The organism is Brenneria roseae subsp. americana (genome assembly GCF_003115815.1).
In the GTDB taxonomy this organism is placed as follows: domain Bacteria; phylum Pseudomonadota; class Gammaproteobacteria; order Enterobacterales; family Enterobacteriaceae; genus Brenneria; species Brenneria roseae.
Map to the genome: position 1 here is coordinate 1 of NZ_QDKJ01000026.1, position 24,050 is coordinate 24,050.

The window sequence follows — 24,050 nt, forward strand, 5'->3', positions numbered from 1 at the left end:
AAGCGATTGAGTGCGTTTTTTTTCAACAGTTCGCCGGGAAAGGCAGCGTCATGGGACTTTTTTGGCCGCTAGCGGCGCGAATCGCATTACCGGACAGATTCACGAACCATTAATTCTGGCGTCAATACCAAAACATTGGGTTCCGTATCAGGATGTTCCAGACGATAAAGCAGGGTATCTACGGCAAGTTCACCGAGCTCATCTTTCGGTTGATGAATTGTCGTAAGGGGAGGAGAGATATAACGAGCGAGCTCAATATCATCATAACCAATAACAGCGACATCTTCCGGAATCGAAAGTCCGGCCTGATACAGCGCACGATAAACCCCAACGGCCATAGCATCGTTACAGGTAAACACCGCTTCTGGCTTTTCTTCCAATGTCAGTAAGCGCTGCATTGCCCGATAGCCGGTTTCAAATTCAAAATCGCCAAAAATTTCATACTCGTCAGGAACAGATAGCCCGGCATGTTTCATTGCCTGTCGGTATCCTTCTAAGCGGTTATAGGCACTCGTTTTATCTTGTGGGCCGGCAATACAGGCTATTTTTCGATAGCCACGGGAAATGAGGTAGTTGGTTGCCATCTCACCGCCCAGTAGCGAATTATCTTTTATGACATCAATAACACCTTCAAAGGGCGCCCAATCCATCATGACCATCGGTATAGAAGGATAGCGACTTACCATTTCAGGTGAGGGTCGATGGTTTTCCGTGCACATCAGCAGCACACCATCCACCCGCTTTTGCAGCAAGGTTTCCAGATTGCGACTCATTCTGGCCCAATCGCCTTCGGTATTGCACAGAATCAGGCTGTAACCCCGCTCATAACAACAACGCTCAACGCCACGAACCACCTCGGCATAAAACGGGTTGTTACTGGCGGTCAGCAACATGCCGATGGTCCGCGTCTGATTTATCTTCAGGCTTCTGGCCAGTGCAGAAGGCGCATAGTTAAGCTCTTCGACCGCTTTCATCACTTTTTCACGAATAGCATCACTGACAAAGCGATTGTTATTGATAACGTGAGAAACGGTTGAGGTAGAAACCCCCGCCAGGCGGGCGACATCCTTCATTGTGGCCAAAGATCACCCCTGAGCTAACAAGAACGCATCAATTTCATCACGCCATGGAACAGAAGGCTGAGCTCCTCGACGCGTGACTGCGATCGCGGCGGCCGCATGGGCAAACTTGACGGCAGAAGACATTGGCTGATTCTCCAGTAAAGCCGTCACCAGGGCGCCATTAAAGGTATCGCCAGCCGCGATCGTATCCACTGCTTTTACCCGATAGCCGGGAATACGCTGACCTTCCCCCTTCATGCTCAACCATACGCCGCGGCTGCCCAGCGTAATAAGGACGGTCTCGATTCCTTTACCATGTAAAACCTGAGCGGCTCGTGCGGCATCCTCTTCCGTCTCAACCGTCACACCGGTCAAATACTGCGCTTCTGTTTCATTCGGCGTAATCATATCCACCAGCGACAATAGCTCATCAGGCAATTCACAAGCGGGAGCCGGATTCAGTATGACTTTGGTTTGGTGATCATGAGCAAGCCGCGCAGCGGCGATAACCGTTTCCAGCGGCGACTCGAGCTGCATCAGTAATGCAGAAGCATCAATAATGTGTTGCTGATAACGATCAAGATAATCCGGCGTGACGGCGGCATTCGCTCCGGCATTAATACCAATCATATTTTCAGCTTCGCCGTTAACAAAAATGAGAGCAACCCCGGTTGTTTCATTCTTGATGGTTTCAACAGCCGATACATCAATACGGTCATCAGAGAGCTGTTGACGGATCCGGGCACCAATATCATCCTCTCCCACACAGGCGATAAAAGCGATATTCGCACCACTGCGACCCGCCGCAACCGCCTGATTAGCTCCCTTTCCACCGAAAGCGACACTGTATTGCTTACCGATCACCGTTTCGCCCGGTCGGGGAAATTGTTCAAGATTGAGAATATGGTCAGCATTAATACTGCCCAGAACCACCAGCTTACCCGTTTTCATGATGCTGAATCCCGACACGTTAATAATGCGCCACCCAGAAAGGGTGGCGCCAGCCCTGCTTTTTTCTTTGATTATTTTGCAATCAACTTCAGATCAACCGGAATGATAGCCTGAACTTTCTCGTTTTTCAGAACCTTATCCGCCGTTTCAATACCGATAACACCAATCTGATCGGGACGTTGAGCAACGGTTGCTGCCAGTTTGCCGGATTCAACCGCTTTTACGCCATCCTGAGTACCGTCAAAACCAACAACCATGACATCGTCCTTGCCTGCGGTTTGTAATGCACGCAGCGCACCCAGTGCCATTTCGTCATTCTGAGCAAACACGGCTTGCACATCCGGGTGGGCCGTCAACAGGTTCTGCATGACGTTCAGACCTTTAGTACGATCAAAATCGGCTGGCTGACTGGCCAGAATCGTAAACTTGTTTTTCTCGGCAGATTTCATAAAGCCAGCGCCACGTTCACGGGCGGCAGACGTACCGGCAATACCTTCCAGCTGGATAATTTTGGCGCCTTCACCCAGTTTTTTAGCAATGAAATCCCCGGCGACTTTACCACCGAAGGCATTATCGGAAGCAACATGGCTAACCACTTCACCGCTGTTGGCAACGCGATCGAGCGTAATGACCGGTATCTTCGCCTGATTCGCCAGCTTAATGGCATTGCCTACCGCATCGGAGTCGCTTGGGTTAATCAACAGCACTTTCGTGCCACGAACGGTCAGATCCTGAACGTTAGCCAGTTCTTTAGCCGGGTTGTTCTGGGAATCCAATACGACCAGGTTATAGCCCAGCTTATCCGCTTCCTTTTGCGCTCCATCTTTCATTGAAACAAAGAACGGGTTATTCAGTGTTGATACCACCAGAGCAATCGTATCTTTGGCTAATGCGTTGGCACTGACCGTCGCACTCAGCGCAACAGCAGAAACCAGAGTAGCCAGCTTTTTCATATTCATAACTCAATTCCTGTGTGAATGAAGGTTATTTACTGCTTTTGTTATCTACCAAAACCGCCAGCAAAATGACGACTGCTTTGACGATCATCTGGTAGTAAGAAGAAACACCTAACAGATTCAGCCCATTGTTAAGAAAACCGAGGATCAGCGCGCCGATCAGCGTTCCGACAATACGCCCTTTACCGCCAGCCAAACTCGTGCCCCCCAGCACAACCGCCGCGATAGCATCCAGCTCATAGCCGGTGCCCGCAGTTGGTTGCGCGGAGGACAAACGGGCCACTTCAATAATCCCGGCGAGAGCCGACAGCAGCCCACACAAGGAATAGACAATGATCTTGATCTTATCAACGCTGATACCGGAAAGGCGGGTAGCTGATTCATTGCCGCCCAGGGCGTAGATATAACGCCCCAAACGGGTGTGGTGCAGCATGTACCAGGCCGCGGCAAAGACAACCGCCATGATCCAGATTGGGGTCGGAACGCCTAAAGGACGACCGATACCAAACCAGCCAAATGCGTCAGCCGCATCGGAAAAACCGGTATTTACCGGACTACCGTTGGTATAAACCATCGTGACGCCACGCAGCAGCAGCATCATGACCAGCGTAGCAATAAAGGCCTGAACCTTACCTTTGGAAACAATGACGCCGGTACCGGCACCGATCAGCGCTCCCAATGCCAATGCGCCGAACACCGCCACCAGCGCATTGACCTCGAGACCAACCATAGAAGCAGCAACCGCTCCCGTTAGCGCCAGCAAGGACCCCACCGACAGATCGATACCCGACGTGAGGATAACCAGCGTCATGCCGACCGCCATGATGGCATTAACGGACGTTTGCTGAAGAATGTTGAACAGATTGTTCAGGGTAAAAAAGTTAGGACTTAATGCGGAAACAATCGCAATAAGGATCAGCAGGGCAATCAGCGATTTCTGCTCCAATAGCCACTCTTTACTGAACCAGCGTTTTGCTGCGATAGATTGGGAACTCATGTCTGACTTACTCCTGCTTTACGCCGTATTGCTTACCAACGGCCGCAGCCATCAGTGCTTCCTGGGTCGCCTGCTCAATCGGGAAATCACCACTCAAGCGGCCTTCATGCATCACGATGATGCGGTCACTCATTCCCAGCACTTCGGGCATCTCGGATGAAACCAATATGATGCTCAACCCTTCTTGTTTGAACTGATTGATTAATTGATAAATTTCTTTCTTCGCCCCCACATCGACACCGCGAGTAGGTTCATCAAGAATCAGAACGTTGGGGCGGGTCATCAGCCCGCGAGCGATCGCGACTTTTTGCTGATTTCCCCCTGATAACAACCCGATAGGTTGTTCCATTGATGGGGTTTTAATATTGAAAAGGCGGATAAAATCACCAACCGCCTGTTGTTCTTCCGGATGCTTGAGCTGGCCGCCGCGACGGCTGAAATAGCGCAAAGCCGTCAGAGACATATTCTCTTTCACCGACATACCCAGAACCAATCCGTCACGTTTACGATCTTCAGAGATGTAGACGATGCCGTTTGCCAGGCCATCCTGGGGCTTATGGGTTACCACTTCACGGCCATCCAGTGCGACATAACCGCCAGTGCGGGGTAAGGCGCCGTAAAGAATTTTCATCAATTCGGTACGGCCCGCGCCCATCAGGCCCGCAACGCCAAGAATTTCCCCTCTCCGCACGGTAAAGCTGACATTATCAACACCCGGACCGGAAAGATTTTCAACCTTGAGACGTATGTCGCCCGGAGCCTGATTCAGCCGCGGATACTGCTCTTCCAGTTTACGCCCCACCATCATTTCAATTAGCGTATCTTCCTGTAGTTCACCGACCGGACATTCACCAATGAATTGACCGTCACGGAATACGGTGACGTCATCGCATATTTCAAAAATTTCTTTCAGACGATGAGAAATATAAACAATGCCGCGTCCCTGAGACTGGAGCTCTTTGATAACGCTGAATAGTGAGGCCGTTTCGGTATCCGTCAGCGCATCGGTGGGTTCATCCATCACGATGACTTTTGATTCAAAACTCAATACCTTGGCGATTTCTACCATTTGCTGATCGCCGATCGACAGATCGCCCACAAGGCGGCGGCTGTCATAGCGCAGATTCAGACGCTTCAGCAGCTTGTCCGCTTCCGCATACATCTTATTCCAGTCAATGCGACCAAAACGGTTGGTAAATTCACGGCCCAGGAAAATGTTCTCGGCGATCGTCAGTTGAGGTATCAGGTTCAATTCCTGATGAATAATGCCAATCCCGGCTTCCTGGGAAGCTTTGGGACCACTAAAATTCACTTCCTCGCCAAGGAAATGAATACTGCCGGCATCTTTGCTGTAGATCCCGGTCAGTACTTTCATCATGGTGGATTTACCCGCCCCATTTTCACCCACCAGCGCCATCACTTTTCCCGGATAAACATTTAATGCAGCATTAGATAGCGCCTTAACGCCGGGGAAAGATTTCGTTATTCCTTGCAGTTGCAGTAAAGGTTGCATCGATGCCTCAGAACGTTACACCAGCACAAAAGATGACATTGGCATACGGAGAACACTCTCCGCTGCGAATAATGGCCCTGCTTTTCCCGCTTTGGATCTTAAAATCTTCATGGCTGACATAATGCAATGCAATTGAGTTTCCCTGGTGTCGCTCAAGTTGCTTTAATTGATCGAGTAATGCGTCATGGAGTTTTGGATTATTTTCGATAATTTCTTCCGCCAGGATTGCGGCTTCAACCTGCATCTCACTGATTACCGCGTTAACCACCTGCAAAAAGGTGGGCACATTGTGCGTTAACGCCAGATCAATCCGGGTTGTGGTATCAGGGATGGGCAAGCCTGCATCGCCAATAACCAACCGATCGGTATGCCCCAACCGCGAAATAACAGAAGAAACTTCAGAATTCAGTAATACCGCTTTTTTCATTGCCTTCCCCACTAGCGAAACGTTTCGCTGATAAACATTGTAGAAAGAGATAACGCGAAAAGGCAAAGAGGACATAACGAAAATGTGATCGTTATCGAAACGTTTCGCTAACGTAAAACAAAAGGAGATGCAGAGGGGAAAAAACAGCTGAGAAATGCAGATAAACATCCACGGCTGAAAAGAAAGCAAAAGGCGGACTCACGTCCGCCTTTTGGTAACGATCGGGTTTCCCAGATCGTTACTCGATTTAAATCTCCACCTGAATACCCAGTTCAATCAGCCTGTTAGGCGGTATTTCAAACTGATCCGCCGCACGCAGCGCGTTACGACTGAGCATCATAAAGAGTTTGCCACGTAGTCGCAGATACCACGGGCGTTTCCCCATCGTCAGCGACTCATTGGACATAAAGAACGATGTCTCCATCATCTGACAGGTTAATCCATCCTGCCAGCAGCGATGAAACACCTCTTCCACATTGGGGGTTTCACGCCAGCCGTAGTTGGCAATGACCCGCCAAAACGTGGGAGAAAGCTGTTCTACCGTCACCCGACGAGCATTAAGCACATAGGGCGCATCTTCAGTCCGCATGGTTAACAGCACCACGCGCTCATGCAATATCTTGTTATGTTTAAGGTTATGTAAAAGCGCGAATGGAATGACATGAATAGCGCGAGACAGGTAAACCGCCGTTCCCGGCACGCGTACCGGCGGTGATTTTTCCAGTGAAGTAATCATCGCATCCAGCGAATTGCCATGCTCGTGCAAACGGCGCAATAACCGAAAACGTTCACTTTTCCAGGTGGTCATAATGATAAACATCACCATGCCCAACGCCAGCGGCAGCCAGCCACCTGAGAATATTTTCATCACGTTGGCCAGAAACATCGGAACATCAATAAACAGCAGGCCGGTCAGTAACACCCACACCAGATAGCGGTGCCAATGCCAGTTTTTTATCGCCACCGTACAGAACAGGATACTGGTTAACACCATCGTTCCCGTTACCGCAATGCCGTATGCTGCCGCCAGATTGCTTGAATGCTCAAAGCTGACAATCACGATCACCACGGCGATATATAGCAACCCGTTAACCGCCGGGATATAGATCTGTCCGGACTCCATATCAGAGGTATGCACAATGCGCATCGGAGGCAGATACCCCAGACGAACCGCCTGACGAGTCAGAGAAAATACGCCCGAAATCACCGCCTGAGAGGCGATGATCGTCGCCAACGTCGCCAATATCAGCAGCGGAATCAGCGCCCAATCGGGAGCCAGCAAGAAAAAGGGATTCTTAATGGCTTCCGGGTTTTTCAGCAGCAACGCGCCCTGGCCAAAATAGTTCAACACCAGAGATGGCAACACCACGATAAACCAGGCGAGACGAATAGGGAATTTGCCAAAATGCCCCATATCCGCGTACAACGCCTCAACCCCGGTGATGGCCAGAACCACGGCCCCCAGAGCAAAAAAAGAAACCATTCTGTATTCGGCGAAGAAGTGAACGGCACACATCGGATTCAGCGCCCGCAACACGTCGGGGTTATCAATGATACTGCGCGCACCGAGCACCCCAAGCGTAAGAAACCAAACCAGCATGACCGGGGCAAATAATTTCCCCACACTGCCGGTACCGTGCTTTTGAATAATAAACAGCAGCGTCAGAACAATGATCGATAGCGGAACGATATAGTGGTCCATGGAAGGCGCGGCTATTTTCAACCCCTCCATGGCGGACATCACAGATATCGCTGGCGTAATAACCACCTCGCCATAGAAGAAACTGCCGCCAATCAACCCCAAAATCACCAGCACCGACGTCATTCGGTCCGACGTATTACGCCCGGCCAACGACATCAGGGTGAGTATCCCGCCCTCGCCTGCGTTATCCGCTCTCATCACATAGGTCAGATACTTAAGCGAGACAATAATAATCAACAGCCAAAAGATTAAGGAGAGAAAGCCAAATACTGAATCGGGTTCGACACCAAAACCGAAATGTCCGGATAAACACTCTCTCAGGGTGTAAAGCGGACTGGTCCCGATATCGCCATAGACCACGCCAATCGCCGCCAGCGTGACCGCCGGGAGCGGACGTTTATGTTCTGTGCTCATAAACCTTATCTTCTGTTATCAATTCTGTCAGCGAATAGCGGAATTCCGCTTTTGCTCGCTCAAAAGCGCACATATACATAACGCCATGTTGTGCATGAAACAAAATGTTATGCACAAAAAAATGTAAAAACCTATTTTTATATCGAGTACGAAACATCCTGTAAAAAGTGGTTTATTGATTAATCGGCTCAGAAGGGGGAATAATCGGTAACAACATACTAATAAAAATCTGTGATCTGCCGTTTATTATTACTATTGTCTTTGTAAAGTTCAGGCTTTCCTGAAAACGACGGTTCTCCTTCTGAACAACACCATGAGAATGATTGGTTATGCTTCAATCCGCCACGCTGGCTGAAAGAATTTCGCGTCTCAGCAATGCGCTTGAGCATGGTCTGTATGAACGGCAACATGCCATTCGTTTGTGCCTGTTGGCTGCGCTAAGCGGAGAAAGTGTCTTTTTGCTGGGTCCTCCGGGCATTGCGAAAAGCATGATCGCCCGACGTCTCAAATTCGCTTTTCGACATGCGAATGCTTTCGAATACCTGATGACCCGCTTCTCCACGCCGGAAGAAGTCTTCGGCCCGCTATCGATTCAAGCATTAAAAGATGAAGGCCGCTACCAGCGCTTGACAGAAGGCTATCTGCCGGAAGCTGAGATCGTCTTTCTGGATGAGATCTGGAAAGCGGGTCCAGCCATTCTGAATACGCTACTCACCGCCATTAACGAGCGCCGTTTTCGTAACGGCAACAGTGAAGATCGCATCCCGATGCGCCTTCTGGTCACCGCTTCCAATGAATTACCCGAAACCGACAGCAGTCTGGAAGCACTGTACGACCGCATGCTCATTCGCCTATGGCTGGATAAGGTTCAGGAAAAACATAACTTTCGCGCCCTGTTGGTTAATAACAGCAATGACCGCGATAACCCCGTCAGCCATTCACTCAGCGTCAGCGATGAAGAATATCAACAATGGCAAGGCGAGATTGATCGGGTTTCACTGCCGGAAAACTGTTTTGAACTCATTTATCAACTGCGCCAGCAGCTGGATACCCTGGAACAGGCCCCTTATGTTTCCGACAGGCGTTGGAAGAAAGCTTTGCGCCTGCTTCAGGCCTGCGCCTTCTTCAGCGGGCGGGAAAGTATCACCCCGATTGACATCATTCTGCTGAAAGATTGTCTCTGGCACGATCACGATACGTTGGTGTTGATAGAACAACAGCTTGAACAGTTGCTCACCGAGCAGGCTTACCAGCAGAAGAATTTGTTGTTCCGCCTGCAACAGCTGAATATAAAACGTCAACAGTATCAGATGCAGCAGAGCGAATTGCAGGCTTTATCGGTAGAGAAACAAGGCGCTTTTCTCGGCCGGAAATTCCACTATTCGCTGCCCGAAACGCTCACGGCGGATTCACTGAGTCTGGTTCTGCAACGGCCGTTAATCCTGAATGAAATTGAAGTCAGCCACCTGATTATTGACCGTCATGCTCTACAAAACTGGTTACAGAAAGGGGGAGAAATAAGAGGAAAACTCAATGGCATTGGCTTTACCCAACGATTGGATCTGGTGGTAGACGATCGCCTGCATCTGACTATTCGGGATATCAGCCTGCAATCCTCCATTCTTTCTCTGCCTGAAAAACGTGATTGCACACTGCCGGCGGAAATCATCGATGAATATGAAAAACTGCATGTCCAATTGCGTGAACAACGGCGGTTATTTGGCCAGCACCAACCTTGTCTGTTCGTTCCTGGCGAATGGCTGGCCAAAATAGAAGCCAGTCTGCAACTGGTGGCCGAACAAATCCAACAGTCAGAACAGGATTAAACCGGGATGATAACGCTCGAATCACTGGAAATGTTGCTGTCGATAGACGAAAACGAGCTATTGGACGATTTGATCGTCACGCTATTGGCGACGCCACAGCTGGCCATTTTCTTTGATAAATATCCAAACCTTAAATCCGCCCTGCTTAATGAACTGCCTGACTGGAAAGAAAATCTGAAACAACGCCTGCGCAATACGCAAGCGCCACAGGAGCTGGAAACGGAATTCAATTGCTACCAGCGCTCTCAGGCTGTGGACAATCAGGGATTTCAAACGCGTCTTCCCAGGATCATGAACATGCTGGATGCGGTTGAATCCCCTTTCCTCATGCAGGCGGATCGGTTGGTCAATACGTCGGAGCAGGCTCTCGGACAAAAAATCAGTAGCGGATTGCACTCGCTGTTTTTACAACGCTGGCGGCTGAGCCTGACGCTGCAAACGCTTTCTCTGCATCATCAGATAATGGAACAGGAACGCGAGATCCTGTTGGATGAACTGCAACAGCGGCTTACATTGAGCGGAAAGCTTGAACCGATTCTGGCTGAGAATGAAAACGCGGCAGGACGGCTGTGGGATCTCAGCGCCGGAAAGCGCATCCGTACCGACTATCAGCCGCTGTTGGATTTTGGCGCGTTCCTGCAACGACAGCCAGACTTGCAACATCTGGCAGAACGTCTGGGACGCAGTCGCGAAACCAAATCCATCATCAGTCAGGATACCCCCAGGGAAGCCTTCAAAGTGATGGTGCGCGAACCAGCTACCGTACCGGAAGAAGTGAGCGGGATTCATCAGAGTGACGATATTCTTCGCTTATTACCGGTAGAACTGGCGGCCATGAGCATTGGCGAACTGGAATATGAGTTTTACCGCCGACTGTTGGAACACCGTTTACTGACCTATCGTTTGCAGGGCGAAAACTGGCGTGAAAAGACCACCGAGCGGCCGGTTATTCATCAACAGAACGAACAACAACCGCGCGGCCCCTTTATCGTCTGCGTCGATACGTCAGGTTCGATGGGCGGATTTAACGAGCGCTGCGCCAAAGCATTTTGTCTGGCGCTGTTACGCATCGCGCTGGCGGACAATCGACGTTGCTACATCATGTTATTTTCAACGGGCATGGTGAGGTATGAGCTGACCTCGGCCGACGGTATAGAACAGGCGATACGTTTTCTCAGCCAGTCTTTCCGCGGGGGCACCGATTTGAGCGCCTGCTTGTCGGCGCTGCTTGAAAAAATGGATGACACACTCTGGCATGATGCCGATGCCGTCGTGATTTCGGATTTTATTGCTCAGCGTTTACCGGATGAGGTGGTTAACAAGGTACGCCATCGCCAAAGACAGTTTCAGCACCGGTTTCATGCCGTAGCGATGTCCGATCACGGTAAACCCGGCATCATGCACATTTTCGACCATATCTGGCGCTTTGATACCGGGTTGAAAAGCCGCCTGATGCGCCGTTGGCAGCACAGGCTCGCGGATTGATTAAAGCAGGCCGGGAACCGATTCCCGCACCGATTGCGGCCAGACACCACACTGAACCTGACCGATATGAGACAGTTGCAGCAATAGCATCACCAGTCGTGACTGACCGATGCCGCCGCCAATGGTCTGCGGCATTTCCCCGCGTAACAACGCCTGGTGCCATTCCAGTTTCAGACGATCTTCATCCTGTGTCAGAGACAATTGACGCTTCAGCGTAGCGGCGTCAACGCGAATTCCCATGGAAGAAATTTCGAAAGCATCGTTCAGAATGGGGTTCCATACCACGATATCACCGTTCAGCCCCGCCAGCCCCTGCTCTCCCGGCGTGGTCCAGTCATCATAATCAGGCGCTCGTACATCGTGGGACTGACCGCTGGACAGCTTACCGCCAATCCCCATCAGGAATACGGCGCCCAGTTCCCTGGCAATCGCGCGCTCACGTCCTTTTGCATCCAGATCGGGGTAGCGCTCCAGCAACGTTTCAGTATGTACAAACTGAATGTTATCCGGCAGGAAAGGTTGAATGCCAAAAGCCTGATGAACGGCGGCTTCCGTTTCCTTAATTCCCTGATAGATTTGCGTGACGATCGATTTCAGGTAATCAACATGGCGCTCGCCATCGCCCATCACGCGTTCCCAATCCCACTGATCAACATACACCGAGTGGATCGGACTGAGGCGATCTTCATCAGGACGCAAGGCTTTCATATGGGTATAGATCCCTTCACTCGCGCCGAAGTCGTAAGTGCCTAATGTTTTGCGTTTCCACTTAGCCAGAGAGTGGACCACTTCAAAGGAAGCATCGGGTAAAGCCTTTACTTTAACCTGTACCGCTTTTTCCGTACCGGACAGGTTGTCCTGAGTACCATCACCGATACGGCTGAGAATAGGCGCCTGAACTTCAATCAGCCCCAGCTTCTGCTCCAGTTGACGGGAGAAAAATGATTTGACGAAGCTGATCTGCCGTTGTTTTTCAATGTACTGTTTTTTCATTGCCGTTTCTCATTGACCACTTTAGTCACTCATTAAGCAATAAAAACAACGTGCCATTCAATAATCTTATGGATAAATTGCCTTTATAGATTTAATCCATCATTTTATAGCGATATAAAATGATAATTTGATAATTCAGGAGGCGAAAAATGGCGGAAATTTATCAGATCGATAATCTCGATCGCGGCATCCTTTCGGCACTAATGGAAAATGCACGGACACCTTATGCTGAACTGGCGAAGCAGTTTACCGTCAGTCCGGGTACGATCCATGTTCGGGTAGAAAAGATGAAACAGGCAGGAATAATTGTCGGAACGCGCGTGGACGTAAATCCAAAGCAGCTGGGTTATGACGTATGCTGTTTTATCGGTATCATTTTGAAAAGCGCCAAAGACTATCCCTCCGCGCTGGAAAAACTGAACAATCTGGAAGAAGTGGTTGAAGCTTATTACACCACAGGCCATTACAGCATCTTTATTAAAGTCATGTGTCGTTCAATCGATGCCCTGCAACATGTACTTATCAACAAGATCCAGACCATTGATGAAATCCAATCCACAGAAACGCTGATCTCCCTGCAGAACCCCATTATGCGGACCATCACGCCATAAGGCTTTTTTACTATACCCATATTATCCACAGGTAGATCCCAGACAGATCACAGCGTACAATGTCCCGTCTTTTATCTGGTGGGATCGCTATGGCAGACATTACGTTAATCAGTGGCAGTACGTTGGGTGGCGCAGAATACGTGGCTGAACATTTGGCCGAACTACTGGAAAAAGAAGGTTTCTCCACTGAAATGCTGCATGGCCCCGAGCTGGATGAACTACCGGACAGGGGTCTCTGGCTGGTTGTGACCTCAACGCATGGCGCCGGCGAACTGCCCGACAATCTGCAACCGCTGTTTGAACAATTGGAGCAACAGAAACCCGATCTTTCACAGGTTCGTTTTGGTGCTATCGGCATTGGCAGCAAAGAATACGATACCTTTTGCGGCGCGATCCAGACAGCGGATCGAGTACTGACCCAGTCAGGAGCAAAAAGGATCGGGGAGATATTGCAGATCGACGTTACCGAACACGAAATTCCCGAGGATCCAGCGGAAGCATGGCTGGGATCGTGGGCTGATTTACTCAAATAAGGCGAAATAATCAGCGATTGAATGTGGATAACTATGCTTTATTTAGGTGTAAAAGCAGTAGTTATCCCAATAACAACCCATGTACGTTTTTCGTCCTGTGCATAACTAGCCATTAAGATCCCAGCTTATACGTTATAGGATCACCGATCGTCCACAGCTAGTGATCCCAGATAATTAATTGATCATAAAAGTAAATAAACACTTATGCACAGGACATGTCGATCCTAATAAGAGATCTAATAAAGAGATCTTTAAATAAAAAGATCTTTCTTTAATTAACGACGATCCAACGAGCTTGGTCGTTTGAACAAAGTTGAGTAGAATCCCCCACCCCAGGCAAGCAACGATCGTTCGCAACAATGCGAGGAGCAGTACCATGTTTTATCCAGATCCATTTGACGTCATCGTGATCGGTGGCGGTCATGCGGGAACCGAAGCAGCAATGGCTTCAGCCCGAATGGGACGCAAAACCCTTTTACTTACGCATAACATTGATACGCTGGGACAAATGTCTTGTAATCCGGCGGTTGGCGGCATAGGGAAAGGCCATCTGGTTAAAGAGATCGATGCCATGGGGGGACTGATGGCCCGCGCTGTCGATCAGGCCGGCATTCAGTTTAGGATACTAAACGTCAGCAAAGGACCCGCGGTCAGAGCGACACGAGCCCAGGCCGATCGCGTACTGTATCGTCAGGCGGTACGTACCGCACTGGAAAATCAAGCCAACCTGATGATCTTCCAGCAGGCGGTGGACGATCTGATTGTTGAAAACGATCGCGTCGTGGGTGCCGTAACCCAAATGGGGCTGAAATTCCGTGCCAGCGCCGTTGTCCTAACCGTAGGCACCTTCCTTGACGGAAAAATTCATATTGGTCTGGATAATTACAGCGGCGGACGCGCGGGCGATCCGCCGTCCATCCCGCTAGCGCGGCGTCTGCGTGAATTGCCTTTACGGGTAAATCGCCTTAAAACCGGGACGCCGCCGCGTATTGACGCCAGAACAATCGATTTCAGCGTATTGACCCAGCAGCATGGCGACAACCCCATGCCGGTTTTCTCTTTCCTGGGTAATGCCGGCCAGCATCCGGCGCAGATGCCATGCTATATCACGCACACCAATGAAAAAACGCATGAAGTGATCCGCAATAACCTGGATCGCAGCCCCATGTATGCCGGGATCATTGAAGGGATCGGGCCGCGCTATTGCCCGTCGATCGAAGATAAGGTAATGCGTTTTGCCGATCGTAATGCACATCAGATCTTTCTGGAGCCAGAAGGGCTGACCAGCAATGAAATTTATCCAAACGGCATTTCAACCAGTCTGCCGTTCGATGTGCAGTGGCAGATTGTCCGTTCGATGAAAGGCATGGAGAATGCGCGAATTGTTCGTCCGGGTTATGCCATTGAGTACGATTTCTTTGATCCGCGAGATTTAAAACCGACCCTGGAAAATAAATTTATCCATGGGCTGTTCTTTGCTGGCCAAATCAATGGAACAACTGGTTACGAAGAAGCGGCGGCGCAGGGCATGCTGGCAGGACTTAACGCCGCCCGCCTGGCTTTCGAACAGGAAGGTTGGTCTCCGCGTCGCGATCAGGCCTATTTGGGCGTACTCGTCGATGACCTTTGCACATTGGGGACAAAAGAACCCTACCGCATGTTTACCTCGCGCGCCGAATATCGTCTGATGCTGCGTGAGGACAATGCCGACCTGCGTCTGACGGAAATCGGTCGCGAGCTGGGCATGGTGGACGACTATCGCTGGGCTCGTTTTAATGAGAAGCTGGAACGCATTGAGAAAGAGCGTCAACGCTTACGCGATATCCGGGTTCATCCGCAGTCGGAACAACGGGATCAGGTCAATTCCCTGCTTAAAACGCCGCTGTCGCGGGAATCAAATGGGGAAGAGCTGCTGCGCCGTCCGGAAGTGGATTATGTCATGCTGACCAACCTGCCGTTGTTTGCGCCAGCATTGACCGATGAACAAGCCGCTGAACAGGTTGAAATCCAGGTTAAATACGAAGGTTATATCGCGCGCCAGCAGGACGAGATCGAAAAACAGCTGCGTAATGAAAATACCATTCTGCCAGCCGATCTGGATTATCGTCAGGTAAATGGTCTGTCCAATGAAGTCATCGCCAAGCTGAACGATCACAAACCTGTTTCCATTGGCCAGGCATCGCGTATTTCGGGGATCACCCCTGCCGCCATCTCTATTCTGCTGGTATGGCTGAAAAAACAAGGGTTGTTGCGTCGCAGCGCCTGATTTAGCGTACACTTGTCTCTTTCAGAACAGCCGGTGATCCGGCTGTCTGTAGCGTCTATGAATATTTCCAGGGATCTTATTTGTGCACAACACACTCGATAATCTGCTGAACAGTGCTGGGATTGTGATCTCAGATAAGCAAAAACACTTGCTGATACAGTATGTTGAGATGCTGAATAAATGGAATAAGGCCTATAATCTGACTTCCGTTCGCGATCCCAGGCAAATGCTGGTCCGCCATATCATGGACAGCATCGTGGTGGAACCCTATTTGCAGGGGAAACATTTTATTGATGTGGGGACGGGTCCGGGCCTACCGGGCGTTCCTCTGGCGATTATGCGGCCTGAATCGCATTTTACGCTGTTGGACAGCCTGGGAAAACGCATCCGCTTTTTACGTCAGGTACAGCATGAGTTAAAGCTTGAAAACATTACGCCGGTACAGAGCCGGGTGGAAGATTTTGACGCTGAACCGCCTTTTGACGGCGTAATCAGCCGCGCTTTCGCTTCCTTGCAGGATATGGTCGAGTGGTGCCGTCATTTGCCCGCCAGACCTTCAGGACGTTTTTATGCGTTAAAAGGGATCCTGCCTGAGGATGAACTGTCCGCCCTGCCGCAAGGCGTTGAGTTGGAACAGGCGATCCGTTTGTCAGTGCCGGAGTTGGCAGGTGAGCGCCATTTGGTGGTACTTAAACCAAACTAATTTTGCTTTTTATCAAAAAAATTATAACTAATTGCATCACCCATACTGACTCATATACGGAATAAAGATGCGTTCGCCAGCTATCGGAGATCACCTAATTTTTACATATGAGGGTTTTTTCCGGCGTTTGGATTGCTTTCGTGTTGAATAATCACGGGCGAAAATAAATCAATGTTGTCAAAAGTTAGCTGCTTTTTTGTTAATTGAGTAAAAAAACAATATCAATAATGTCAATAGATGGTTGAAACCGCGTTTATCAGGTGTTTTGATTGTGTTTTTTTATAATTTATTGAAATTAAATAAAATAAAACCCTTTTTTTGCTAAAGACAAAAAAAAACACGATAGGCTATAAATAGTTCGGCATGCTTTTATGTGAGTCATATCACACATTAGAAGCCTTTAGAAATGAATGACACCACGTTGGTGTGATGATGATAGTTAGTAAAAACGAGGCTCCAGAAAGAAATTTAAATAATTGTTCACCTTTTCGCTACTTATCGATTGAATTCGCAGGTATGACCCGTATAATTTGCTCGTTTTTTGCTGCTTGACTCAATGGTGTAAAGGCAGTTTTATACGTCATTCAGCATACCTCTGGAAGGTACGGAGAGAGCAAACGTCATGTCTGTGTCCCTTTACAGCGGAAAAACGGCTTTAACGCTGCTGTTGTTGCAGTTAGCCACTTTTGTTCTGTTAAGCGTTGTTTTCAGCGTTAACAGTGCTGAAGCCGGGGCTTCAGCGTTGGGTGGGGGATTGGCGGCCTGGTTGCCGAATGTTTTGTTTGTTCTGTTTGCCTTGCGCCATCAGTCGCATAAACCTGCTGATGGACGCGTTGCCTGGTCATTCGCTATCGGTGAGGCACTCAAGGTATTGATCACCATTGGATTGTTGGTGGTGGCGCTGGGCGTATTCAAAGCGGCTTTTTTTCCGCTTGGCCTGACTTATTTATCGGTGCTGGTTATGCAGGTAGTGGCACCGGCCGTAATTAATCGTTACCGTAATTAACAACAAAAGGGTAAGAGACATCATGGCTGCTGGGGAAATCTCTACTCCGCAAGAGTATATCGGTCATCATCTGACGCATTTGCAGGTGGGAACGGGATTCTGGTCGATCAACATCGATTCGATGTTTTTCTCTATCGCGCTTGGGATCCTCTTTCTGGTTATCTTCCGTCGGGTTGCGAAAAATGCGACCAGCGGCGTGCCGGGAAAATTGCAAACGGCGGTCGAATTGATTGTCGGCTTCGTTGATAGCAACGTGCGCGATATGTTCCACGGCAAGAGTAAACTGATCGCTCCTCTGGCGCTGACCATTTTCGTCTGGGTATTTCTGATGAACCTGATGGATCTGCTGCCAATCGATTTCCTGCCTTATATCGGCGAGCACGTTCTGGGATTGCCTGCGCTGCGCGTGGTGCCTTCTGCCGACGTGAATATTACGCTGTCCCTGGCGCTTGGGGTATTCGCCCTCGTTCTGTTCTACAGCATCAAAATGAAAGGCGTTGGCGGTTTTGTGAAAGAACTGACCATGCAGCCGTTCAATCATCCAGTTTTTATTCCTATCAACCTGATTCTTGAAGGTGTCAGCCTGCTGTCCAAACCGGTTTCTCTTGGTTTGCGACTGTTTGGCAACATGTATGCGGGTGAGTTGATCTTCATCCTGATTGCCGGCTTGCTGCCGTGGTGGTCGCAATGGTTGTTGAATGTGCCCTGGGCCATTTTCCACATTTTGATTATTACGCTTCAGGCTTTTATTTTTATGGTTCTGACGGTTGTTTATCTCTCGATGGCATCTGAAGAGCATTAATTTTCTTTCAACACAATAACGTTTTAACTGAAACAAACTGGAGACTGTCATGGAAAACCTGAGTGTGGATCTGCTGTACATGGCTGCCGCTTTGATGATGGGTTTGGCGGCTATCGGTGCTGCGATCGGTATCGGCATTCTGGGTGGTAAATTCTTGGAAGGCGCTGCTCGTCAGCCTGACCTGATTCCTCTGCTGCGTACACAGTTCTTTATCGTAATGGGCCTGGTTGACGCCATCCCGATGATTGCTGTTGGTCTGGGTCTGTATGTGATGTTTGCGGTGGCCTAAGCGGAAATGTTTTCTGCTGGGGTTGAAACATCAACTTATTTAACTTTGAAAGAGGCATTGTGCTGTGAATATTAATGCAACAATCCTCGGCCAAGCCATTGCGTTCGTCCTGTTTGTCTGGTTCTGCATGAAGTACGTATGGCCGCCAATTATGGCTGCCATCGAGAAGCGTCAGAAAGAAATTGCTGACGGTCTGGCTTCTGCTGAACGTGCCAAAAAAGATTTGAACTTAGCGCAGGCCAATGCGACAGACCAACTGAAAAAAGCCAAAGCGGATGCACAGGTTATCATCGAGCAGGCGAACAAACGCCGCGCTCAGATCCTGGATGAAGCTAAAGTTGAAGCGGAAGCTGAACGTAACAAGATTGTGGCGCAAGCGCAGGCTGAAATTGAAGCCGAACGTAAACGTGCGCGTGAAGAGTTGCGTAAGCAAGTCGCCATGTTGGCTATTGCCGGTGCCGAGAAAATTATTGAACGTTCCGTGGATGAAGCTGCTAACAGCGACATCGTTGATAAACTGGTCGCTGAACTGTAAGGAGGGAGGGGCCGATGTCTGAATTTGTCACGGTAGCTCGCCCCTACGCCAAAGCAGCTTTTGACTTTGCGGTTGAGAATCAGGTTATTGATCGCTGGCAGACCATGCTGGCGTTTACGGCCGAAGTGACGCGTAACGATCAGATGGCCGAGTTGCTTTCTGGTGCGGTAGCACCGAGCGAACTGGCCAAAACGTTCATTGCCGTTTGTGGTGATCAACTTGATGAAGCCGGTCAGAACCTGATTAAGGTGATGGCCGAGAACGGACGTTTACTGGTGCTTCCTGAAGTACTGGAACAATTTATTCAACTGCGGGCAGCACAGGAATCGACGGTTGATGTCGACGTCATTTCTGCCAGTACGTTGAGTGAGCAGCAGCTATCGAAGATAGCGGCCGCGATGGAACAACGTCTGTCACGCAAAGTGAAGCTGAATTGCAAAATTGATAAGTCTGTCATCGCCGGCGTGGTTATTCGCGCGGGTGATATGGTGATAGATGGCAGCATTCGCGGTCGTCTGGATCGTCTGGCAGACGTCTTGCAGTCTTAAGGGGACTGGAGCATGCAACTGAATTCCACCGAAATCAGCGAACTGATCAAGCAGCGCATTGCTCAGTTCAATGTGGTGAGCGAAGCTCACAATGAAGGTACTATTGTTTCCGTCAGCGACGGGATCATCCGCGTTCACGGTCTTGCCGATGTCATGCAGGGGGAGATGATTTCTCTGCCGGGCAACCGTTATGCGATTGCACTGAACCTGGAGCGCGACTCCGTTGGTGCGGTAGTGATGGGTCCGTATGCGGACCTGGCCGAAGGCATGAAAGTAAAATGTACCGGCCGTATTCTTGAAGTACCGGTTGGCCGTGGTCTGCTGGGGCGCGTAGTGAACACGCTGGGCGCGCCGATTGATGGTAAAGGCCCATTGGAGCACGACGGTTTCTCTGCGGTTGAAGCGATTGCGCCCGGCGTTATCGAACGTCAGTCCGTCGATCAGCCGGTGCAGACGGGTTATAAATCCGTCGACGCCATGATCCCGATCGGTCGTGGTCAGCGTGAATTGATCATCGGTGACCGTCAGACCGGTAAAACCGCGTTGGCTATCGATGCCATCATCAACCAGCGTGAATCCGGCATTAAATGTGTGTATGTCGCTATCGGTCAGAAAGCGTCCACCATTTCCAACGTGGTACGTAAACTGGAAGAGCATGGCGCACTGGAAAACACCATCGTTGTGGTTGCGACGGCGTCTGAATCCGCCGCGCTGCAATATCTGGCGCCGTATGCCGGTTGCGCGATGGGCGAGTACTTCCGCGACCGTGGCGAAGATGCGTTGATCATTTATGATGACCTGTCCAAACAGGCCGTCGCTTATCGTCAGATTTCCCTGTTGCTGCGTCGTCCGCCAGGTCGTGAAGCTTATCCGGGTGACGTTTTCTATCTCCACTCCCGTTTGCTGGAACGTGCTGCGCGTGTAAACGTTGAGTACGTGGAAGCCTTCACCAAGGGTGAAGTGAAAGGAAAAACAGGTTCTCTGACTGCTTTGCCAATCATTGAAACCCAGGCTGGCGACGTTTCGGCGTTTGTTCCGACCAACGTTATTTCCATTACCGATGGTCAGATCTTCCTGGAATCCAATCTGTTTAACGCCGGTATCCGTCCTGCGGTTAACCCGGGGATCTCCGTATCTCGTGTGGGTGGCGCAGCACAGACCAAGATCATGAAAAAACTGTCCGGTGGTATCCGTACCGCGCTGGCGCAGTATCGTGAACTGGCCGCGTTTTCTCAGTTTGCATCCGATCTTGACGATGCAACGCGTAAACAGTTAAGCCATGGTCAGAAAGTGACCGAGTTGCTGAAACAGAAACAGTATGCGCCGATGTCTGTTGCGCAGCAGTCTCTGGTGCTGTTTGCGGCGGAACGTGGTTATCTGGAAGACGTCGATCTGGCAAAAGTCGGTAGCTTTGAAGCGGCGCTGCTGGCTTATGCAGATCGCGAGCATGGCGAACTTCTGCAACAAATCGACCAGACTGGCGCTTATAACGATGAGATCGAGGGCAAGTTTAAGAATATCCTCGATACTTTTAAGGCAACCCAGTCCTGGTAACGCCCGGTGGCCTGCTGTAAAGCAGGCCGCAAGGCATTGAGGAGAAGCAAAAGATGGCCGGCGCAAAAGAGATACGTAGTAAGATCGCAAGCGTCCAGAACACGCAGAAGATCACCAAAGCGATGGAAATGGTCGCCGCTTCCAAAATGCGTAAATCGCAGGATCGTATGGCGGCCAGCCGTCCTTATGCGGAAACCATACGCAAAGTGATCGGTCACCTTGCGTTAGGAAATCTGGAATATAAACACCCGTACCTGGAAGAGCGTGATGTGAAGCGCGTTGGGTATTTGGTGGTGTCTACTGACCGTGGCCTGTGCGGTGGTTTGAACATTAACCTGTTTAAAAAGCTGCTGGCTGATATGAAATCCTGGAGTGAGAAAGGCGTTGAAACTGATTTAGCGCTGATTGGCTCCAAAGCGGTCTCTTTTTTCGGTTCAGTAGGCGGTAACATTGTTGCTCAGGTCACCGGCATGGGGGATAACCCTTCCGTGTCAGAATTGATCGGTCCGGTGAAAGTTATGCTGCAAGCCTACGACGAAGGTCGTCTGGACAAGCTGTACATCGTGAGTAACAAGTTCATCAATACCATGTCTCAGGAACCGCTTGTTGTTCAGCTGTTACCGTTGCCGCCTTCGGATGACGGTGAGTTGAAGAAAAAATCCTGGGATTACCTGTATGAGCCCGATCCTAAGTCGCTGCTGGATACCCTGCTGCGCCGTTATGTGGAATCTCAGGTTTATCAGGGCGTTGTGGAAAACCTGGCCAGCGAACAGGCCGCGCGAATGGTTGCAATGAAAGCGGCGACTGACAACGGCGGCAGCCTGATCAAAGAGTTGCAGTTGGTATACAACAAAGCTCGTCAGGCCAGTATCACCCAGGAACTCACCGAAATCGTCGGGGGAGCCTCCGCGGTTTAAAGCAGGTTTACGAATTACGTATTGTCGAATTACGTAGAGGATTCAAGATGGCTACTGGAAAGATTATCCAGGTAATCGGCGCCGTGGTGGACGTCGAGTTCCCGCAAGATGCCGTACCGAAAGTGTACGATGCGCTTGAGGTAGAGAACGGTGCTGAAAAGCTGGTGCTGGAAGTGCAGCAGCAGTTGGGCGGCGGCGTTGTTCGTTGTATCGCAATGGGCTCTTCTGACGGTCTGCGTCGTGGGTTGACGGTAACCAACCTGGACCACGCGATTGAAGTACCGGTTGGTAAGGCGACGCTGGGCCGTATCATGAACGTACTGGGCGAACCAGTCGACATGAAAGGTCCGATCGGCGAAGAAGACCGCTGGGCGATTCACCGCCCGGCGCCAACCTATGAAGAACTGTCAAACTCACAGGAACTGCTGGAAACCGGCATCAAGGTTATCGACCTGATGTGTCCGTTTGCCAAGGGCGGTAAAGTGGGGCTGTTTGGTGGTGCGGGCGTAGGTAAAACGGTAAATATGATGGAGCTGATCCGTAACATCGCGATCGAGCACTCCGGTTACTCCGTATTTGCCGGCGTGGGTGAGCGTACCCGTGAAGGTAACGACTTCTACCACGAAATGACCGATTCCAACGTTATTGATAAAGTATCACTGGTGTATGGTCAGATGAACGAGCCGCCGGGTAACCGTCTGCGTGTTGCGCTGACCGGGCTGACCATGGCGGAAAAATTCCGTGATGAAGGCCGTGACGTACTGCTGTTTGTCGATAACATCTATCGTTACACCCTGGCCGGTACCGAAGTGTCCGCGCTGTTGGGCCGTATGCCTTCAGCGGTAGGTTATCAGCCAACGCTGGCGGAAGAAATGGGTGTGCTGCAAGAACGTATCACGTCCACCAAAACAGGGTCTATCACGTCCGTTCAGGCAGTTTACGTGCCTGCGGATGACTTGACTGACCCGTCGCCGGCCACCACCTTTGCCCACCTGGATGCCACCGTGGTACTGAGCCGTCAGATCGCTTCGCTGGGTATTTATCCGGCCGTTGACCCGCTGGATTCCACCAGCCGTCAGCTCGATCCGCTGGTTGTTGGTCAGGAACACTACGATGTCGCCCGTGGCGTGCAGTCTATTCTACAGCGTTACCAGGAACTGAAAGACATCATTGCGATTCTGGGTATGGATGAGCTGTCTGAAGAAGACAAACTGGTCGTATCCCGTGCTCGTAAGATTCAGCGCTTCCTGTCACAGCCGTTCTTCGTGGCGGAAGTGTTCACCGGTTCTCCGGGTAAATACGTGTCCCTGAAAGATACCATTCGTGGCTTTAAAGGTATTATGGAAGGCGAATACGACCACCTGCCAGAGCAGGCGTTCTATATGGTTGGTTCCATTGAAGAAGCAGTGGAAAAAGCCAAGAAACTGTAACGCCTTGTAGGAGGGTGATATGGCTGCTATGACTTACCATCTGGATGTCGTTAGTGCGGAACAGCAAATGTTCTCCGGTCTGGTACAGAAAATCCAGGTGACGGGGAGCGAAGGCGAACTGGGTATTTATCCGGGACATGCCCCTCTGCTCACTGCCATTAAACCTGGTATGGTTCGTATTGTTAAACAGCACGGCGAAGAAGAGTATATTTACCTTTCCGGCGGCGTCCTTGAGGTGCAGCCGAATATGGTAACGGTACTGTCAGATACCGCCATCCGTGGGCAGGATCTGGATGAAGCGCGTGCGTTGGAAGCGAAACGTAAAGCCGAAGAGCATATCCGTAATTCGCATGGCGATGTGGATTATGCTCAGGCTTCCGCTGAGCTGACCAAAGCAATTGCGAAGCTGCGCGTTATCGAACTGACCAGAAAAGCGATGTAACAGATAAACGTGTGATAAATAAAAGCCAGTCAGTTGATATTGACTGGCTTTTTTTATCCCTGCATAAACACCACCTCCTATGGAGGTGG

At 50.2% G+C, this 24,050-nt stretch carries 23 protein-coding genes; 15 read left to right on the top strand and 8 right to left on the bottom strand.

Features of this window, described 5'->3' with window-relative positions:
* Positions 1–86 precede the first annotated feature (86 nt).
* From rbsR to kup, 7 genes are all read right to left on the bottom strand, one after another.
* On the bottom strand, positions 87–1,082 hold the full coding sequence (gene rbsR / locus B4923_RS20145) for a ribose operon transcriptional repressor RbsR (protein WP_170116097.1): 996 nt from the start codon (positions 1,080–1,082) through the stop codon (positions 87–89).
* 3 nt (positions 1,083–1,085) lie between these two features.
* Positions 1,086–2,012, bottom strand: coding sequence for a ribokinase (gene rbsK / locus B4923_RS20150; protein ID WP_109491479.1), 927 nt, complete (start codon positions 2,010–2,012; stop codon positions 1,086–1,088).
* Positions 2,013–2,083: 71 nt separating this feature from the next.
* Positions 2,084–2,971 (bottom strand): ribose ABC transporter substrate-binding protein RbsB, encoded by an 888-nt coding sequence (rbsB, locus tag B4923_RS20155; RefSeq protein WP_109491480.1) that lies wholly within the window; start codon positions 2,969–2,971, stop codon positions 2,084–2,086.
* Between the two features lie 25 nt (positions 2,972–2,996).
* Positions 2,997–3,965: a ribose ABC transporter permease gene (gene rbsC / locus B4923_RS20160; protein ID WP_109491481.1), complete on the bottom strand. Its 969-nt coding sequence runs from the start codon at positions 3,963–3,965 to the stop codon at positions 2,997–2,999.
* A gap of 7 nt (positions 3,966–3,972) precedes the next feature.
* On the bottom strand, positions 3,973–5,478 hold the full coding sequence (gene rbsA, locus B4923_RS20165) for a ribose ABC transporter ATP-binding protein RbsA (RefSeq protein WP_109491482.1): 1,506 nt from the start codon (positions 5,476–5,478) through the stop codon (positions 3,973–3,975).
* Between the two features lie 7 nt (positions 5,479–5,485).
* Positions 5,486–5,905, bottom strand: a complete 420-nt coding sequence (gene rbsD / locus B4923_RS20170; protein ID WP_109491483.1) for a D-ribose pyranase — start codon at positions 5,903–5,905, stop codon at positions 5,486–5,488.
* A gap of 247 nt (positions 5,906–6,152) precedes the next feature.
* Positions 6,153–8,021: a low affinity potassium transporter Kup gene (gene kup / locus B4923_RS20175; protein ID WP_109491484.1), complete on the bottom strand. Its 1,869-nt coding sequence runs from the start codon at positions 8,019–8,021 to the stop codon at positions 6,153–6,155.
* A 329-nt stretch (positions 8,022–8,350) separates the two neighbouring features.
* Between kup and ravA the strand changes: the two genes are divergently transcribed.
* Positions 8,351–9,847, top strand: coding sequence for an ATPase RavA (ravA, locus tag B4923_RS20180; protein ID WP_109491485.1), 1,497 nt, complete (start codon positions 8,351–8,353; stop codon positions 9,845–9,847).
* A gap of 6 nt (positions 9,848–9,853) precedes the next feature.
* Positions 9,854–11,332, top strand: a complete 1,479-nt coding sequence (gene viaA / locus B4923_RS20185) for an ATPase RavA stimulator ViaA (RefSeq protein ID WP_109491486.1) — start codon at positions 9,854–9,856, stop codon at positions 11,330–11,332.
* Here the strand turns inward: viaA and asnA are convergent, their stop codons facing one another.
* Positions 11,333–12,325 carry an aspartate--ammonia ligase gene (asnA, locus tag B4923_RS20190; RefSeq protein ID WP_109491487.1) on the bottom strand — a complete coding sequence of 331 codons (993 nt, stop codon included), beginning with the start codon at positions 12,323–12,325 and terminating at the stop codon, positions 11,333–11,335. It lies immediately after the preceding gene.
* Between the two features lie 149 nt (positions 12,326–12,474).
* Here asnA and asnC point away from each other — a divergent pair, with 149 nt between their 5' ends.
* The 13 genes from asnC to B4923_RS20255 all read left to right on the top strand — a co-directional run bounded on the left by asnC (position 12,475) and on the right by B4923_RS20255 (position 23,961).
* On the top strand, positions 12,475–12,936 hold the full coding sequence (gene asnC, locus B4923_RS20195; protein WP_109491488.1) for a transcriptional regulator AsnC: 462 nt from the start codon (positions 12,475–12,477) through the stop codon (positions 12,934–12,936).
* An 89-nt stretch (positions 12,937–13,025) separates the two neighbouring features.
* A complete protein-coding gene (gene mioC, locus B4923_RS20200) occupies positions 13,026–13,469 on the top strand; it encodes an FMN-binding protein MioC (protein WP_109491489.1) in 444 nt (147 codons plus the stop codon).
* A 376-nt stretch (positions 13,470–13,845) separates the two neighbouring features.
* Complete coding sequence (gene mnmG, locus B4923_RS20205) at positions 13,846–15,735, top strand: tRNA uridine-5-carboxymethylaminomethyl(34) synthesis enzyme MnmG (protein ID WP_109491490.1); 1,890 nt, start codon at positions 13,846–13,848, stop codon at positions 15,733–15,735.
* Positions 15,736–15,817: 82 nt separating this feature from the next.
* Entirely contained in the window at positions 15,818–16,438 is a 621-nt protein-coding gene (rsmG, locus tag B4923_RS20210; RefSeq protein WP_109491491.1) for a 16S rRNA (guanine(527)-N(7))-methyltransferase RsmG, read from the top strand.
* A 622-nt stretch (positions 16,439–17,060) separates the two neighbouring features.
* A complete protein-coding gene (gene atpI / locus B4923_RS20215) occupies positions 17,061–17,444 on the top strand; it encodes a F0F1 ATP synthase subunit I (RefSeq protein ID WP_109491492.1) in 384 nt (127 codons plus the stop codon).
* A gap of 22 nt (positions 17,445–17,466) precedes the next feature.
* Positions 17,467–18,246: a F0F1 ATP synthase subunit A gene (gene atpB, locus B4923_RS20220; RefSeq protein WP_109491493.1), complete on the top strand. Its 780-nt coding sequence runs from the start codon at positions 17,467–17,469 to the stop codon at positions 18,244–18,246.
* Between the two features lie 49 nt (positions 18,247–18,295).
* The gene (gene atpE / locus B4923_RS20225; protein WP_005976545.1) at positions 18,296–18,535 is read left to right on the top strand and encodes a F0F1 ATP synthase subunit C; all 240 of its coding nucleotides are present in this window, start codon (positions 18,296–18,298) and stop codon (positions 18,533–18,535) included.
* Between the two features lie 64 nt (positions 18,536–18,599).
* A complete protein-coding gene (atpF, locus tag B4923_RS20230; RefSeq protein WP_109491494.1) occupies positions 18,600–19,070 on the top strand; it encodes a F0F1 ATP synthase subunit B in 471 nt (156 codons plus the stop codon).
* A 14-nt stretch (positions 19,071–19,084) separates the two neighbouring features.
* On the top strand, positions 19,085–19,618 hold the full coding sequence (atpH, locus tag B4923_RS20235) for a F0F1 ATP synthase subunit delta (RefSeq protein WP_109491495.1): 534 nt from the start codon (positions 19,085–19,087) through the stop codon (positions 19,616–19,618).
* Positions 19,619–19,630: 12 nt separating this feature from the next.
* The gene (gene atpA / locus B4923_RS20240) at positions 19,631–21,172 is read left to right on the top strand and encodes a F0F1 ATP synthase subunit alpha (protein ID WP_109491496.1); all 1,542 of its coding nucleotides are present in this window, start codon (positions 19,631–19,633) and stop codon (positions 21,170–21,172) included.
* Positions 21,173–21,225: 53 nt separating this feature from the next.
* Complete coding sequence (atpG, locus tag B4923_RS20245) at positions 21,226–22,089, top strand: F0F1 ATP synthase subunit gamma (protein ID WP_109491497.1); 864 nt, start codon at positions 21,226–21,228, stop codon at positions 22,087–22,089.
* A gap of 47 nt (positions 22,090–22,136) precedes the next feature.
* Complete coding sequence (atpD, locus tag B4923_RS20250) at positions 22,137–23,519, top strand: F0F1 ATP synthase subunit beta (RefSeq protein ID WP_109491498.1); 1,383 nt, start codon at positions 22,137–22,139, stop codon at positions 23,517–23,519.
* A gap of 28 nt (positions 23,520–23,547) precedes the next feature.
* Positions 23,548–23,961: a F0F1 ATP synthase subunit epsilon gene (locus B4923_RS20255; protein ID WP_168709767.1), complete on the top strand. Its 414-nt coding sequence runs from the start codon at positions 23,548–23,550 to the stop codon at positions 23,959–23,961.
* Positions 23,962–24,050: the final 89 nt, after the last annotated feature.